14 protein-coding genes are annotated in these 15280 nt (G+C 72.4%); 9 read left to right on the forward strand and 5 right to left on the reverse strand.

The window, feature by feature from the left end; all coding sequences use genetic code 11:
* Positions 1 to 49 precede the first annotated feature (49 nt).
* On the reverse strand, positions 50 to 841 hold the full coding sequence (locus tag ACFZBU_RS00180) for an SDR family NAD(P)-dependent oxidoreductase (protein ID WP_391581178.1): 792 nt from the start codon (positions 839 to 841) through the stop codon (positions 50 to 52).
* On the reverse strand, positions 838 to 1584 hold the full coding sequence (locus tag ACFZBU_RS00185) for an SDR family NAD(P)-dependent oxidoreductase (protein WP_391581179.1): 747 nt from the start codon (positions 1582 to 1584) through the stop codon (positions 838 to 840). Before ACFZBU_RS00185 ends, ACFZBU_RS00180 begins: the two co-directional genes overlap by 4 nt.
* A gap of 153 nt (positions 1585 to 1737) precedes the next feature.
* Between ACFZBU_RS00185 and ACFZBU_RS00190 the strand changes: the two genes are divergently transcribed.
* The 7 genes from ACFZBU_RS00190 (at position 1738) to ACFZBU_RS00220 (ending at position 10130) form a co-directional block, all read left to right on the forward strand.
* Positions 1738 to 2013, forward strand: coding sequence for an FmdB family zinc ribbon protein (locus tag ACFZBU_RS00190; RefSeq protein WP_391581180.1), 276 nt, complete (start codon positions 1738 to 1740; stop codon positions 2011 to 2013).
* 45 nt (positions 2014 to 2058) lie between these two features.
* The gene (gene fmdA, locus ACFZBU_RS00195; protein WP_391581181.1) at positions 2059 to 3321 is read left to right on the forward strand and encodes a formamidase; all 1263 of its coding nucleotides are present in this window, start codon (positions 2059 to 2061) and stop codon (positions 3319 to 3321) included.
* Positions 3322 to 3430: 109 nt separating this feature from the next.
* Positions 3431 to 5200: a hypothetical protein gene (locus ACFZBU_RS00200; protein WP_391581182.1), complete on the forward strand. Its 1770-nt coding sequence runs from the start codon at positions 3431 to 3433 to the stop codon at positions 5198 to 5200.
* A gap of 59 nt (positions 5201 to 5259) precedes the next feature.
* Positions 5260 to 7017, forward strand: a complete 1758-nt coding sequence (locus ACFZBU_RS00205; protein ID WP_391581183.1) for a hypothetical protein — start codon at positions 5260 to 5262, stop codon at positions 7015 to 7017.
* Positions 7018 to 7105: 88 nt separating this feature from the next.
* Positions 7106 to 7663 (forward strand): putative glycolipid-binding domain-containing protein, encoded by a 558-nt coding sequence (locus ACFZBU_RS00210; protein ID WP_391581184.1) that lies wholly within the window; start codon positions 7106 to 7108, stop codon positions 7661 to 7663.
* A gap of 101 nt (positions 7664 to 7764) precedes the next feature.
* Complete coding sequence (locus ACFZBU_RS00215; protein ID WP_391581185.1) at positions 7765 to 8595, forward strand: sirohydrochlorin chelatase; 831 nt, start codon at positions 7765 to 7767, stop codon at positions 8593 to 8595.
* A 296-nt stretch (positions 8596 to 8891) separates the two neighbouring features.
* The gene (locus ACFZBU_RS00220) at positions 8892 to 10130 is read left to right on the forward strand and encodes a CapA family protein (protein WP_391581186.1); all 1239 of its coding nucleotides are present in this window, start codon (positions 8892 to 8894) and stop codon (positions 10128 to 10130) included.
* A gap of 141 nt (positions 10131 to 10271) precedes the next feature.
* Here the strand turns inward: ACFZBU_RS00220 and ACFZBU_RS00225 are convergent, their stop codons facing one another.
* Complete coding sequence (locus ACFZBU_RS00225; protein WP_391581187.1) at positions 10272 to 10910, reverse strand: transcriptional regulator; 639 nt, start codon at positions 10908 to 10910, stop codon at positions 10272 to 10274.
* A 318-nt stretch (positions 10911 to 11228) separates the two neighbouring features.
* Between ACFZBU_RS00225 and ACFZBU_RS00230 the strand changes: the two genes are divergently transcribed.
* On the forward strand, positions 11229 to 11873 hold the full coding sequence (locus ACFZBU_RS00230; protein ID WP_391581188.1) for a Crp/Fnr family transcriptional regulator: 645 nt from the start codon (positions 11229 to 11231) through the stop codon (positions 11871 to 11873).
* 103 nt (positions 11874 to 11976) lie between these two features.
* Positions 11977 to 12675: a hypothetical protein gene (locus ACFZBU_RS00235; protein ID WP_391581189.1), complete on the forward strand. Its 699-nt coding sequence runs from the start codon at positions 11977 to 11979 to the stop codon at positions 12673 to 12675.
* A gap of 246 nt (positions 12676 to 12921) precedes the next feature.
* Here ACFZBU_RS00235 and ACFZBU_RS00240 read toward each other — a convergent pair whose 3' ends face one another.
* Together ACFZBU_RS00240 and ACFZBU_RS00245 are read right to left on the reverse strand one after the other, a co-directional pair.
* Positions 12922 to 13584, reverse strand: a complete 663-nt coding sequence (locus ACFZBU_RS00240) for a fasciclin domain-containing protein (protein WP_391581190.1) — start codon at positions 13582 to 13584, stop codon at positions 12922 to 12924.
* 56 nt (positions 13585 to 13640) lie between these two features.
* Positions 13641 to 15209, reverse strand: coding sequence for a molybdopterin-dependent oxidoreductase (locus tag ACFZBU_RS00245; protein WP_391581191.1), 1569 nt, complete (start codon positions 15207 to 15209; stop codon positions 13641 to 13643).
* Positions 15210 to 15280 lie beyond the last annotated feature (71 nt).

Consider the following 15280-nt stretch of genomic DNA (forward strand, 5'->3'; position numbering starts at 1 on the left):
GGCCCGGCCGGGGGCGCCGGCGGGCCGGGCCGGCGTGGTGTCGTCCGGTTTACAGGAAGGTGTCGCGGCCGCCGTTGACGATCAGGGTTTGGCCGGTGATGTAGCGGGAGCCGGCGGTGCACAAGAACGTGGCGGGGGCGCCGATGTCGGTTTCCGGGTCGCCGACTCGGTGCATCGGGACCTTGTCCGCGATCCGGGACTCCATGGTCGGGTCGGCCTCGAAGGCGGCTGCCAACGCGGGGGTGACGGCCAGGGGTGCGAGTCCGTTGACCCGTACCCCGCTCGCGCCCCATTCGCGGGCCAGGGCCTTGACGAAGCCGCGCTGGGCGCCCTTGACGCCCGCGTAGAAGGACAGGTTGGCGCTGCCCCGCATGCCGGCGGGCGAGGTCAGCAGCAGCAACGCTCCCCGGGTCTCGCGCAGGTGCGGGTAGGCCGCGTGGGCCACCGTGAACGAGCCGGTCAGTGAGACGTCCGCGTGTTCGCGCCACAACCGCGGTCCGGCCCGCTCGAAGTCCACCGGTTCGCTGGAGCGACGCGAGGTCGCGTTGTGCACCACCGCGTCCAGTCGGCCGAACCTGGCCACGGTCGCCTCGATCGCGGCGCGTACCGACTCCGCCGAGGTGACATCGCACTCGGTCGCCCATCCGGCGCCGCCGCGCGCGGTGATCTCCTCGACCACCTCGGCGCCGGCCGCGTGTCGGCGGGCGGTCACCACGACGGTGGAACCGGCCGCCGCCAGAGCCAGGGCGATGCCCTTGCCGAGGCCGGCGGCCGCGCCCGTCACCAGGGCGACATGCGCGGTCGTGGTGTCTTCGGTGCCCGCTGCCGCGTTCTCGGTCATGGCGTCATCAGCGCTCCTCCGTCGACGATCAGGGTGGTCCCGGTCATTCGGGCCGCCGCCGGTGCGAGCAGCAGCGATATCGCGTCCACCACGTCCGGCACGGTGCCGGCCCCGGGCAGGACCGCCTCGCCGCGGTCCACGTCGGTGCCGCGCAGGTGTTCGGCGCCGTAGGCGAATACGTCCGGGGTGACGATGTTGACGGTGATCCCGTCGGCCGCCCAGCGCCGGGCCGCCGACTTGGCCAGCGCGCGCAGCGTCTCGGCGGCGGTGGCCAGCGGGACCAACTCGGCGGCACCTTCGAGCGCGACCGCGGGCACGACCAGCACGAACCGGCCCCGACGCGGCGCCAGCACCTCGTGGGCGGCCTGAAGCACCGTCAGGCCGTGCCGGATCGGATCCTCGGCGAGCCGCTGCCACTCGGCGCCGGTCAGCGTGGCCAGCGGACGCGGTGTGAACGCCTCGGCGGCCACCAGGGTGTACACGAGCACATCCACCGCGTCGTGACCGGCGTCGCGCAGCGTCGTGCCGAGGGCGGTGCGGAAGTCGTCCGGGTCGTCGAGCGGGGCACACAGGGTCACCACGCCTGCACCGGCCGGTTCCTCGGCCTCGGCGATGCGGCCGGCGGCCGGGTCGGGGTCGTGCGGATCGCACAGGATCAGTTCGCAACCGTCCCGGACGAGCCGGTGCGCGACGGCCTCGCCGAGGTCGGCCGCACCCACGACGAGGGCAACACGTTTGCTCACGAGACCTCCGAAGGTGGTGATCGACAGCGCGATGGAACCACGGAGCTCGTGAATTGACCATGCGTCATTCCAACCCGCGTGTCGGCCGTTTTCTTTTGCCCGGTGCTGTGTTGTGCTTCCAGGCACACCCGGTGATCAGGCGAGGGAGCGGCCGTGGCGACCTACGTGTACCGATGTGCCGACTGCGGCGACTTCGAGCTGGTCCGCCCGCTCGGCGAGGCCGGCCCGGACGAGCGATGCCCCGGCTGCGCGGCGCCCGGCCGACGGGTGTGGACCGCACCCCGGCTCGGCAACAGCGGCGTCGGCATGCGCACGGCCGCCGCCGAGGAGCGCTCGGCGCACGCGCCCGCCGTGACCTCGGGGCCGCCGCCCCGACCGGGTGTGCGCGGCTCGGGCGACCCCCGACACGCGCGTCTGCCCCGGCCCTGACGCATCGTCAACGGCCGTCCTTCCGCCCAGTCTTCGAGGAGTCACATGCCCGAGGTCGTGTTCGGTGTCGACCAGTCCCGCCCGTTCCGGGAGCAGAAGGCGCTCGGCCACAACCGGTGGCACCCGGACGTACCCCCGGTGACCGTGGTCAAGCCCGGTGCCGAGTTCCGGATCGAGTGCCGCGAGTGGTTCGACGGCACGATCGGCAACAACGACAGCGCCGACGACGTGCGCGACGCGGATCTGACGATGGTGCATCAGCTGAGTGGGCCGATCGGGGTGGAGGGCGCTCGGCCGGGCGACCTGCTGATCGTGGACATCCTCGACGTCGGCGCCTGTCCGCAGGACGACACCTTTCCGGTGACCGGCCCGGTGGCCGGCCAAGGGTGGGGCTACACCGGCCTGTTCGCGAGGGAGAACGGCGGCGGCTTCCTCACCGATCACTTCCCCGGTGCGTACAAGGCGGTGTGGGACTTCCACGGACAGCGGGCCACCTCCCGGCACATTCCCGGGGTCGAGCTGACCGGCATGATCCACCCCGGCCTGATGGGCACCGCCCCGTCCGCGCGGCTGCTCGCCGAGTGGAACGCCCGCGAGGGGGCGCTGCGCGCGACCGATCCGGACCGGGTGCCGCCGCTGGCGCTGCCGCCCGAGCCGATCGCGGCGGTGCTGGGCTCGATGGATGCCGCCCAGGCCGCGGCCGCCGCCCGCGAGGCCGCGCGAACCGCGCCGCCGCGCGAGAACGGCGGCAACCAGGACATCAAGAACCTGACCGCCGGTTCGCGGATCTTCTACCCGGTGTTCGTGGACGGCGCCAAGCTGTCGGTGGGCGACCTGCACTTCTGCCAGGGCGACGGGGAGATCACCTTCTGCGGCGCGATCGAGATGGGCGGGTTCATCGACCTGCGGGTGGACGTGCTCAAGGGCGGGATGCAGACGTACGGCGTCACCACGAACCCGATCTTTATGCCCGGGCGGTCCGCACCGCAGTACTCGGAGTACCTGACCTTCACCGGATTCTCGGTCACCGAGGACGGCGAACAGCGCTACCTGGACTCGACCCTGGCCTATCGGCGGGCATGCCTGAACGCGATCACCTACCTGACCAGGTTCGGCTACACGCCCGAGCAGGCCTACCTGATCCTGGGGGCGGCGCCGATCGAGGGCCGATTCTCCGGCGTGGTGGACATCCCCAACGCGTGCGCCACGCTGTACGTGCCGACGGAGATCTTCGACTTCGACATCCGCCCGTCGGCCTCGGGACCGGCCTTCGCCGACCGCGGGCAGTGCGCGACGACGAGCGGCTGAGTCGACCGAGAGGTGCACCCGCGAGTGGGGTGCGTGGGTGCACCTCGGCCGAGTGGTTGTCGGCCTGACCCCGTAGCTTCCCGGTGAGGACGCCACGGAGGGTGCACGAGTGTCGAAGACCGCCATGATCGCGCTGCTGGCCGAAATGAACGATGCCGACGGAGTGATCTTCGCACGGATCCGGAACGAGATGCCGGCGGCCCTGCGCGACACCGAGACCCTGCCGCCCGCCGTGGTGCGCACCGCGCTCCATCTGGACGACGCCGCCGCGCTGTTCGCGATCGCGGGCAACCTGGGCCTGCCGCGCGGTGCGATCGCCGAGCTGTACACCGGGCCCGCACTGCGGATGTTGCGCGCCCTGCGCGCACTCGGCCCCAAGAACCCCCGCGCGTATACCGAGGCGACGCGTGGCGTCCGGGAGTTGATGGATCGTCACCTCGGCGGCTCGGCCGCGGCCTGGGGCCGACTGCTTGCTTTGTTGCCGACCCACGAGGGGCCGCTGCACGCGGCGATCGAGGCCGCGGGCGCGGGAGATGACCACTCGGGGCCGACCGGACCCGCCGAAATCCTGTCGATACCCGCCGAGTTGCGCACGGAGTTCCGGCAGTTGGCGCTGCTCGCACCGGCGGATTCGATCGCGCGGCTGTTGCCCGCGCTGCGTCCGCACATCGTGCGCGACCTGGTCCGCTTCGGCGTCGAGGTGCCGCCCGCCGTGCTCGCCGACACGATCGCCCGGGCGACACCCGCGCAGCGCCGCTCGCTGGCTCGGGCCAGGCGGGCGCTGCCCGAGGTGGGCGCCGCGCTGATCGGCCTCGACGACCCCGCCCTGAACGCGCTGGTCTACCTCAATCCGCATACCGGCGAGGCGATTCGGGCCCGCATCATGGCCTCCTCGAGGCCGCTGCACCCGACCCTGGTGGAGCGGCTGTGCGACAACTGGTCGATCCCGACCCGGCTGCCCGCGCTGTGGTCCGGCGATCCGCTCCTGGTGCGCGCGGCGATGCTCAAGCGGCGCACGATGACGATCACGCTCGCCGAGAGCCTGGCGATCTGGCAGGACAGGGGCATCGAGGGACTGCGCCCGCACGCCCGACACCAGGTGGCGATGCCGGCCGGGTCGCAAGCCCGGCCGTTCCGAGCCCCGCGCTATCGCCTGCTGTTCATGATCGCCCTGGTGCGTCTGTGTGATCGCGCCGGCCCCCGGGCCGCGCTCGACCTGCTCGACGAGGTGCCCGTGGCCGCGTCGGAGGCGCGGCGCTATCGCGAACTGCTCTCCTCGCCCGCCGGGATCGCTCGACTGCGTGCCGAGATCGACGCCGCCGGCGGCACCCGCCGACTGGTTCGGCGCCTGCGAGCCGACCTGCCGCGGTTCGGCTGGCCGATGCTGGAGACCACCTCCGTGGACTGGGCCGAGATCACCCGGGCGCACCGCCGCAAGCGGTTCTCCGACCCGGCGTTGGCGCTGCTGGCCAAGCAGGACGGCTGCCCGGCCGAACTGCGGCGCGAGGCCGGGTGGGCGCCGACCGGCGGACGCTGGCCCGTGCCGATCGGCTGGAGCGACCCCAGGACGGGCCGGGGACTCGCCGCACCCGAACGCGCGACGGCCGCCGACGTGGCGGCCGGGCGGACGCCGATCGGCGAGCTGCTGACCGGCCCGCGTGCGGCTTCGGCCTGCGAACTGCTCGCGCTGCGCGACACGATCGCCCCCGACGGCCGCGCTACGCACGAACTCCACGCCCGACTGCGCGAGTTGATCGAACGCCGGGTCACCCCGGCGGACCGGGTGGCGTTCGCCGTGGTCGCGCTGCGCCTGCTCCCCGAGTTCGAGGGCAGCCTGGCCCAACTGGTCGACACCGCGGCTGCCGCCGTGCGCGGCTGACCGACCCCACTTCCCATCGTCGGCCCGAACGGGCCCGACTCCCGAGAGGGCTTCCCGACATGCAGTATGGCTCCGCGTTCGCGCTGCTCGCCGCGCTGGACAACGCCAAGGGCGAGGTGTTCGCCCGGGTGCGCGGCTCGTACGCACCGCACCTGGGCGAGGCACGCGGCCTCCCGGTCGCGCTGATCACCTCGGCGATCCGATACGGCACCGGCGCCGACCTGGTCAAGATCGCGGCACGGACCCGAAACGTCCGGGCGACCACCGAACTCCTCGCCGAGGCCGGACCCGCCGTCGCCGTACTGCGCTTCCTCCGGCATTGCGGCGCGAGCGACGGTTTCTCCTACCTGCGCCCGATCACCGAGGTGAGCGCGTTGCTGGACGCGCGGCTCGGCGCCGACCCGCGCGCCTGGTCGCGGCTGCTGACGCTGCTGCCCGACCACCAGGGCACCGTGACCGAACTCGTCGAGGCGGCCGCCGCCGGCGAGGGCGGCACCGAGGCGATCCCGACGCCCCCGCGCACGGTGACCACCGAATGGCGGCAACTGCTCCTGCTGGCCCACCCGGAGCACCTGAGCGCCCTCGTCCCGCACCTGCGCCCCCGCACCGTGATCGACCTGGTGCACTTCGGCGCCCGACTGCCCGCGCCGCTCGTCGCCGACGCGGTGCGCCGCGCGACGCCGACGCAGCGCCGGGCACTGGCCGCGGCCGAGCACCTGCGTCCCGAGGGGTACGACGCGCTGATCGACCTGGGCGACCCGGCGCTGAACGCGGTCGTCTACGCCAATCCTCGGGCCGGCGACCGGGAGCGGAACCGGATCATGGCCGCCGCGGGCGAGGTCCCGCTCGACCCGGCCACGATCGAGCGGGTGATCCGCTCGGACAACGCCCGCTACCGGCGCCCCGCCGTGTGGTCCGGCGATCCGGCGTTGGTGCGCGCCGCGCTGCTGCGGGTGCGACACATGAGCGTGAGCGTCGCCGAGTGCGTCGAGACGTGGGAGCACGGCGGCGTCGAGGCGCTGCGCCCGCGGTTCCACAACGCCTACCAACGCAAGCAGTACGAGCCCTTCGTGGTGCCGCTGCATCGGGCGGTCCTGCTCGGCGCGTTGCTCGCCCTGTGGGATCGGCACGGTGTGGCGCAGGCGGAACTCCTGGTCGCCGATCTGCCGCTGCGCGATGCCTCGGCGGCCAAGCTGCGCACGATGTTCGCGGCCGGCGACGCGGGACACGCGCGGATGCGGGCCGAGTACGAGCGCGAACTCGGCCGGCGGGCACCTCGGTCCGAGCATCCGCGCGTGCCTCAGGGCTTCCGGGTCGCCGCGCCCTGGGACCCGCGGGCCGGCTGGGACACTCTCGTGGCCGCACACGCGCAGGAGCCGCTGCCCGGGGCGAGCGCACGCTTTTTGACCGCGTTCCCGCAGTGCCCGACCCCGATCGCCGAGGCGGCCGAGGACGGCGAGATGTTGCGCGGGCAGTGGCCCGCGACCGACGGGTGGTACCGAACGTTTCCGCACGACCCGGTCTACACGAAAGAGGTGCGTCGACTGCGCACCGAATGGGGGAGGATCCCGGGACTGGCGGAGAAGGTGTTCACCGGCACCACGCCCGCCGGGGAAGCGCTGGAGCTCTACGACCGGATCCAGCGGTACGCGCCCGACCCGCAGTCGGCGGCGGAGCAGCGACTGCGGATGTCCGAGTACATTCGCGAACACCTGGGGGAGGGCCTGGAGGCGCGGGTGGTCGCCGCCCGGATGGCCCCCTCGTTCGTCGGGACGCTGCCCGAGTTGTTCGCGACCGCGGCCGCCGCGGCCGGCTGAGCCCGGCCGGCCCGAACGATTGCGCGGGGGCGCGTGGCGGCCGGAAAAGCGTTGGTGTGGAGGGCCGATTCGGGGTACCGATGCACACGTGACGGATGAGCGCGTACTGACGTGGCAGGTGACCGAGAGCGGCGGGCAGGAGACCTCGTGGGTCGAGTTGGGGCAGTCGCGGCTCTCCGCGCGTGGCGAGGCCCTGGGCACGACGCCTCGGTCCTATCGACTCACCTACGAGTTGGAGACCGCCCAGGACTACGTGACCACACGGTTGCGCGTGGTCGCGCAGGGTGCGGGCGAGACCAGGCGGCTGGATCTGCGGCGCACCGCCGACGGCTGGACCGTGGACGGTGTGCCGCGGCCGGATCTGGCCGACGCACTCGACTGCGACCTGGGCCTGTGTCCGCTCACCAACACGATGCCGATCCTGCGGCACGGGCTGCACGAGGAGGCCGGCCGGCACCGCTTCCTGATGGCCTTCGTGGCCGTGCCGGAGCTGGTGGTGGAGCCGTCCTGGCAGACGTACACGCACCTGGGGGTGGAGCCCGACGGGGCTCGGGTACGCTACGAATCCGGTGACTTCCGCAGCGATCTGCTCGTGGATCACGAGGGATTGGTGCTGGACTATCCGCAGTTGGCGACCCGGATCTGAGCCGTCCTGCCGACGCTGCCGCCGATCATGGCCGTAACAGTCCTGTTGCTCTTGTCGTCCCGCTGTGAAGGCTTTGGCCGGATTCCATAAAATTCGGTCCCATGAGCTCCTCCTCGGACGCAGCGTCCCCGCTGCCCGCCCGCACTCCAGGTCTGCCCACCCGGGTGCCGCAACCCCGTCAGGGCGGACGGCACCGTCGGCCCGATTCCCATGAACTCCCGGAGGCCGCCAAACCGTTGATTCTTGCCGTGCCCGGTCCCGCGAACGCCGACCTGCTCGCCCTGGTGAGCGAGGTCGCGTTGCTGGCCGGCGCGGATCTGCCCGGCCTGGACATCAGGCCGCTGGTGACAGAGGAGGGCGAGACCGACCTCGCCGCCGTGTTGCGCGGCGCGCCGTCGGCGGTCGTCGTCCCGCTTCTGCTCGGTCCCCATGCCGAGTCCGCGGCCCAAATCGAGGCGGTGCTCGCCGGCGCGGAGGGCGATTTCCTGCGCTGCGGCGTGCTCGGTCCGCACCCGCTGCTCGCCGAGGTGCTGCACGAGCGGCTCTCCGAGGCCGGCCTGGCCCGCGCCGACCGGGCGCGCCTGTTCAGTGTCGCCACCGCCGCCGAGGGGATCGTGCTGGTCACCGACGGTGGCCCGGAGGCCGTCGCCGCGGCCGAGGTGACCGGTGTGCTGCTCGCCGCCCGCCTCGCGCTGCCGGTGATGACCGCCGACCTGGGCGATCCGAAGACGGTGCTCGCCGCGGCCGAGCGGCTGCGCGAGATGGGCGCGGCCTCGATAGCACTCGCGCCGCACGTGCTCGGTCCCGACGTCGAGACCGGCCGGATCGCGGAGGTCGCGGCACAGGCCGGCTGTACGGCGGCCGAGCCGATCGGCGCGCACACCTCGGTGGCGAAGCTGATCCTGCACAAGTATCTGGAGGCGTGCGGCTAGCCGCACACCCCACCGGGGTGCGGCCGGCCGCACGGACCCGGCCCGGCGGCGCATGGCTCCCCCCGTGCCATGCGCCGCCGAAACGTGCCCGAGACCGCCCGGACGGGTGAGTCGTGGGTGACCCGTGCGCAGGCCGGCGGCCGAGTCGCGAATGAGTCCCCGGATCGGGCGGCGCCGCGCGACGACGGGTGCCGAGCCGGGCGCGTTCGGGGTTCCGCGAACCCGGGTGCGCTGGGAGGGTTCCGCCAAACGGCGGCTCTTCGGCTGCGGTGCCGGGGTGGGGGGAACACGGGGCCATGGACACGTCACGCAAGAAATACGGTTTTGCCATCGCGCTGGTGGCGATCGGCCTGCTGGCCGGTCTGATCACCCTGGTCTGGGAGTCGGATCGGAGCCGGGACACCCCGCACGGGGATTCGGCGGCCTCGGTGCCCACCGCATCCGCACCCGCCCCCGCGGCGTCCGGGAATGGGCCGACCACCCTCACCCTGACCACCACGGGGGATGTGCTCGCCTATCCGACGATCATCGCCCAGTCCGAGCGCGACGCGGCCGGCGCCCCGGGTGGCGCGAGCGGCTCCGGCGGTTCGGGAAACGACTTCCACAAGATCTTCGCGGACGTGGTGCCGCTGGTGCAGAAGGCCGATCTGGCGCTGTGCCACATGGAGACGCCGTACGCCCCGCCCGAGGGGCCGTTCACCGGGTACCCGATCTTCGCCGCGCCGCCGCAGATCGCCCGTACGCTCGCGGACACCGGCTACGACGGCTGCTCGACCGCGTCCAACCACACGCTCGACGGCGGCTTCACCGGCCTGCAGCGCACGCTGGACACGCTGGACGCGGCGGGCGTGCGGCATGCGGGCAGCGCACGCACCGAGCAGGAGGCGGCGCCGACGATCCTGGACGTCAAGGGCGTCAAGGTCGCGCACCTGTCCTGGACCTACGACACCAACGGCATCCCGCTGCCGGAGGGCAAGCCGTGGTCGGTCAACGTGATCGACAAGGACCGGATGATCGCGCAGGCCCGGGCCGCCCGCGCCGCCGGCGCCGAACTGGTCCTGCTCAGCGTGCACTGGGGCACCGAGTGGCAGCGCGAGCCGGACGCCCAACAGCGGGCACTGGCAAAGGAGTTGACCGCCTCGACGAACAACGGCGTCAAGGACGTCGACCTGATCATCGGCACGCACAACCACGTGCCACAGGCCTACGAGAAGGTCAACGGCACCTGGGTGATCTACGGCATGGGCGACGAGTTGGCCAACTTCCCGGACAAGCCGCGCGGAAACTACAGCTCCGCCGGGCTGTTCACGTTCTCCCGGGATGCGGCGGGGAAGTGGAGCGTGACCGACGCGCGGTTCCGCCCGCTGTACTCGCACCCGGGCCCGCCGTTTCGGATCCTGGACGTGAACAAGGCGTTGGCCGACCCGGCCACCCCCGCCGACACCCGGGCGCTGCTGGAGACCGCGCGCTCGACGGTGGTCGATGCGGTGCTCTCCGAGGGTGCGGCCGGGGCGGGGCTCACCGAGTCGAAGTAGGACGGGTCGCGGAGCCGGGGCGTGGGTGGCGCTTGGGTGCGGGTGCGGGTGCGGGTGCGGGGCGCGGGCGGGCGCCCCGGGCGGTCCCGGCCTCGCGAGGCGTGCCGTGCGGTCCCGGCGTCGGGAGGGCGTCCCGTGCCGTCACGGCGTCGGGAGGGCGTCCCAGAAAGCCAGTTCGTAGCTCTGCATCAGGCGGGCGGCGGTCTTGGCGCCCTCCTGGTCGTCGCCCGCGTCCAACCCGGTCTGCAACAGCGTCAGGGCCGCGTCCTCGAAGCCCGGCGGCAACGACGCGAAGAAGGTGAAGAACGCGACCTGGTCCTCGGTCAACTCGTGGTGGGTACGCAGCGCCCGCGCGAAGCGCTCGCAATACCCGCCCCAGAAGCCGAAGTTGGCCAACAACGCCAGCGAGACCTCGGCACGCGAGCCGTACAGGGCCAGCCAGGCCAGGTGATGCGGGTAGCCCTGCGCGGCGGCGTTCGGGGCGTAGCCGAGCAGGTCGGCGGCGCTCATCCCGATCGCCTCCGCGTACGGCATCAACAACTGCAACGCCTGGCCCTCACCACTGGCCAGCGCCAGGAACAACTGGGCCGAATCCGGGAATCGGGACGCGAGCAGGGCGAACGAGCGCCGATCGCTCAGGATGATCCGGTATTCCTCCCCGGCGATCCGACGCAGCGCGTCCGGCTCCACCGGGCCGGCCTCGGCACGGTCCACGAACCGGTTCGTCGATCCTGCGGTCAGGTCCTGCACGACCTGGGCGTAGAGCATCCGTGCGTCCATGGTGCCACCGTTCGTTCGACTTGATTGCGCCGCCGGCGGCCGGCCGCGTGTCGTGGCCGGCTCGTCGGACCTCCCGCGCCGCCGTGTCCGGCTTTCGTGCGCGAGTCCTATGTCTCCCCGGGATGCGGGCGATCCACGCCTGCGGGGGTGGGTCGGGTGGGGTGTTTGGGTCGGATGGCGGGTGGTCGAGCGTCACGCGCTCGGGTTGGCGGTCGTCGTGCGGCCGGGGGCGGGGTCCGTCGGCGGGATCCGCGAACGCCTGCCGAATCGGAATTCGCCTGATTAAGCTCTGGCGGCACGGGCGACGGAGGAGCGGGAGTGGCCGAGGACGACAGGGCGCTGCCCCAGCAACTTCGGGACGTCCTGCGCAGGTCCGGCCGGCGGCTGGGCTACGACCGGGGCGACGCGCTGTTCATGGAGGGCGACCACCCGCGCCACGTGGTGTTGATCGAGCACGGGCAGGTCAAGATCGAGCGGGCGACCTCGGACGGCTCGGCGGTCACCATCGCGGTTCGGGGACCCGGCGAGTTGGTCGGCGAACTGGCCTGTATCGACGGGCGCGGCCGGTCCGCGACCGTGGTTGCCCTGGGGCCGGTGGTGGCCGTACTGGTCCCGCTGTCCCGGTTTCGCGAGTTGCTCAATACGAACGCGCCGCTGGTGTACGCGGTGCTGATCCGCACGGTGTCGCGGATCCGCGAGTCGGACCGGTGGCGCGTCGAGTACGGCGCACTGGCGACCGGGCGTCGGGTGGCCCGGGCGCTGGCCGATCGCACACTGGGCAGTGCCGAGGGGCCGTACGTGATCCGCACCACGCAGCAGGAACTCGGTGACGCGATCGGCATCTCCCGGGAATCCGTGGTCCGCGCGTTGCGGGTCCTGCACGAGTCGGGGTTGGTGCAGACCCGGCGCGGCAGCATCGTCGTGCCCGATCCGCCGGCTCTGCGGGAATGGGCCGACGGATAACGCGTTGTGTGTCATCTGACGCGTACAACCGGCCGCCGCCGGAGTACTCCTTGAGGGGCAGGGAGCGAGGGCGCGCAAGCGCGCGGTGCGGTAGGGGGATTTCGTGGGAGCCAAGTCGCGATACGTGTCGATCCTGGTGCTCGACGTCGAGCGATTCGGCCGACGTTCGGACGTCACGCAGGAGTGGGTGCGCGGGCGGTTGTACGAACTGCTGCACTCCGCACTCGAATCGGCGGGCATCGCCTGGGACGCGTGTGCGGTCGAGGACCGCGGCGACGGGGCGATCCTGCTGATCCCGGCGAACGTGCCCAAGGAAGACCTGACCGATCTGTTCATCGATCGACTGCACGCCGGACTGCGCAACCACGATCGGCACGCGAGCGACGAGGCACGGATCCGGCTGCGGGTGTCGCTGCACGCGGGTGACGTGGTGCAGGACACCCGGGGCTGGTCGGGCAGTGCGATCAACACGGCGTGTCGGCTGGTCAACGCCGACCCGCTGCGCGACGTGCTGGCGGCGGCCGAGCGCGCGTGTCTCGCGCTGATCGTGTCCCGGTCCTGGCACGAGGCGGTCGTCGCCCCGGAGCGCGGCGGCCTGGAGAGTTCGGCGTACGGGGAGGTGCACGTGCTGGCCAAGGAGGTCGACGAGACCGCATGGGTGTACGTGCCCGGATATCAACGTCCACCCGCCACGGGCACCGACCATGTGGCGACTCCGCCTCGGGTGCGGAAGACGACTGTCCGGCGCGGGGGGCTGGACAGGGGCTTCAGCTTCGACGGTGAGGTTCGCCGGCCTCGGTGACGTGGTGGGTGGGGACGTACTCGGTGCGCCGGGTCGAGCGTGGCCGACCGATGGGGGCGGTCTCGACCGGCGCACGGCGGCCGGCACCGGCGGGCCTGGGAGGGAGAGGTCCGGCGGCGCTCGGCACACCCGCGGACGGGTCGTGTCCCCACGCGCGGGGACACGACCCGTCCGTCGGTCGGTGCAGGCCTGCGGGTCGGTCGGGTGTTCCGACGGGTGGATCGGTCGGGTCGGGCGTGCCGTCGGTCAGGAAGCCGGCGGCATCAGCACGGTGTCGACGATGTACACGGTCGCGTTGCCGGTGGGGACATTGCCGCAGACCACCTTCGAGGTGTTGTCGACGGTGTACATCTGCGCTGACCCCCTGGTCGTGAGCGGCTGCTTCGCCAGCGTCTCGAACGAGCCGTTGTCGAGTTCGGCGGGCGTGAGTCGCCGACCCACCACGTGGTAGGTCAGGACCTCGGTCAGCATGGCCTTGTCGGCCAGCAGCTTGTCCAGAGTCTCCTTCGGGATCTTCGCGAACGCGTCGTTGGTCGGCGCGAACACGGTGATGTTCTGCGCGGTGTTGAGGGTGTCCACCAGACCGGCGGCCTGGACGGCCGTCACCAGTGTGGACAGTGCCGGGTTGTGCGAAGCGGCCGTGGCGACCGGGTCCTGGGCCATGCCGGCGAAGCTGCCCGCGCCGGTGGCGGGCACGGCGGAACACGCGCTGCCGAACGGCACGGAGGCCGAGCCCGCCGGTCCTACGGTGCCGGCGGCCGAGGAGGGAGCGGCCGCCGGTGCGGTGGTCTCGCCCTTCTCGGCCGAGTCGTCCTTGTCGTCGCTGCCGCACGCGGCAAGCGGGATCGCGAGTGCGGCCACGGTGGCGATGGTGGCGATGGCACGGGGGAGCAGGCGGACGGTCTTCACGAGGAGACTTCCTTTCGAGGAAAAGGGTTCGGCGGTAAGGGAAATCGATGGTCGGATCAGGTGACGGTGACCACCACCGAGTGCCGGCCGGTGGCGCCGTCGGGCACCGTGCCGACCCGCTTGTCGGTCTGGACCGCACCGGTGGAGTCCGTGGCGCGGACCTCGATCCGGTGCGTGCCGGGGGTGGTCGGCGTCCACTCCCACACCCACTGGCGCCAGGTGTCAGAGCTCGGCACGTCGGCCGGGCGGGCCGGTTGCCACGGGCCGCCGTCCACGGCGACCTCGACGCCCGACACGCCCCGGTGCTGGGCCCATGCGACGCCCGCGATCGGCACCGGCGTGCCGATCCGCAGGCGTGCGAAAGGCTTGGGGGTGTCGATCCGCGACTGGGTCTTGATCGGCGCCTCCCGCGACCAGGTGCGCTTGACCCAGTAGGCGTCGTAGTCGGCGAACGTGGTCAGTTCGAGGTCCGTGAGCCACTTGCACGCGGACACGTAGCCGTACAGTCCGGGCACCACCATCCGGGCCGGATAGCCGTGTTCGAACGGCAACGGTTCGCCGTTCATGCCGACGGCGAGCAGCGCGTCGCGCCCGTCCATGGCGACCTCGACCGGTGTGCCGATGGTCATTCCGTCGGTGGATCGGGAGACGAGTTGGTCGGCGGGGCCACCCCGGGACGGCGGTCGGACGCCCGCCTCGCGGAGCAGGTCGGCCAGGCGTACACCCAGCCACCGCGCGGTGCCGACATAGGGGCCGCCGACCTCGTTCGACACGCAGGTCAGGGTGAGGTCGCGCTCGATCAGGGGGCGGCGCAGCAGGTCGTCGTAGGAGAACGTCAACGGCGTGCGGACGCCCTTGCCGTGGATGCGCAACGACCAGTTCCGGACGTCGATGTGCGGCACCACGAGGGCGGTGTCCACCCGGTAGAAGTCGGCGTTGGAGGTGGCGAACGAGGACAGTCCGGGCAGGTGCAGATCGACGCCGGCCGGGAGCGGCGGGGCCGGTTCGGCGGGAACCGGCAGCCTGATCCGGTTGCGAAAGGCGGCGATCGAGGCCCGCTTCCCGTTGCCGACGACTCGACCGGCGGTACCGGTCAGCACGGATCCCACGGCGACCGCGCCGGCGCCGATCAGGAAGGTTCGGCGGTCGAACGCCCGATCCGCCTCCGCGTGCGTCGCGGCCATCGACCCGGTCAGCCACCACAACACGCCGGCACCGGCGGCGGCGCCGAGCAGCGACGGCAGGACGTCCTCGAGTCCGGCGCCGGGCCGCTGGTGGGCCACGAAGGCGCCGAGCAGGCCGAACGCACCGACCCCCGCCGTCGCGGTGCGCCGCAGCCGCAGCGCCGACATGCCCAGGCCCAGTGCGATCAGGGTGAGGATCACCAGGATCCCGGCCAGCAGCATCGGTTTGTCGTCGGTGCCGAACTCCCGGACGGCCCAGTCCTTCACCGCAGGGGGAGTGCGGTCGACGACCGCTCCCCCGACGGCGGGAAGGGGACCCGCCTCGGGCCGGACGAACGCCGCGCCGAGTTCGGCGACGGCCAGTGCCGCGCCTGCGGACAGCAGTCCGCTCAACGCGGCCGATCCGGCCCGTATCCATCGGCGAGTTCCGATTCCCTTCATGTCGGGCCATTCGCAGCCGACGATGGTTCGGATTGCTCGTTCACCCGAACGGGTCGTGCGCCGACTCGATC

Origin of the sequence: Embleya sp. NPDC008237, assembly GCF_042956465.1 — a bacterium.
Lineage (GTDB): Bacteria > Actinomycetota > Actinomycetes > Streptomycetales > Streptomycetaceae > Embleya.

Coding starts and splice junctions, on each gene's coding strand:
- ACFZBU_RS00225 (WP_391581187.1), bottom strand. CDS start 10,910: ATGGACGCACGGATGCTCTACGCCCAGGTCGTGCAGGACCTGACCGCA.
- ACFZBU_RS00180 (WP_391581178.1), bottom strand. CDS start 841: ATGACCGAGAACGCGGCAGCGGGCACCGAAGACACCACGACCGCGCAT.
- ACFZBU_RS00215 (WP_391581185.1), top strand. CDS start 7,765: ATGAGCTCCTCCTCGGACGCAGCGTCCCCGCTGCCCGCCCGCACTCCA.
- fmdA (WP_391581181.1), top strand. CDS start 2,059: ATGCCCGAGGTCGTGTTCGGTGTCGACCAGTCCCGCCCGTTCCGGGAG.
- ACFZBU_RS00245 (WP_391581191.1), bottom strand. CDS start 15,209: ATGAAGGGAATCGGAACTCGCCGATGGATACGGGCCGGATCGGCCGCG.
- ACFZBU_RS00205 (WP_391581183.1), top strand. CDS start 5,260: ATGCAGTATGGCTCCGCGTTCGCGCTGCTCGCCGCGCTGGACAACGCC.
- ACFZBU_RS00220 (WP_391581186.1), top strand. CDS start 8,892: ATGGACACGTCACGCAAGAAATACGGTTTTGCCATCGCGCTGGTGGCG.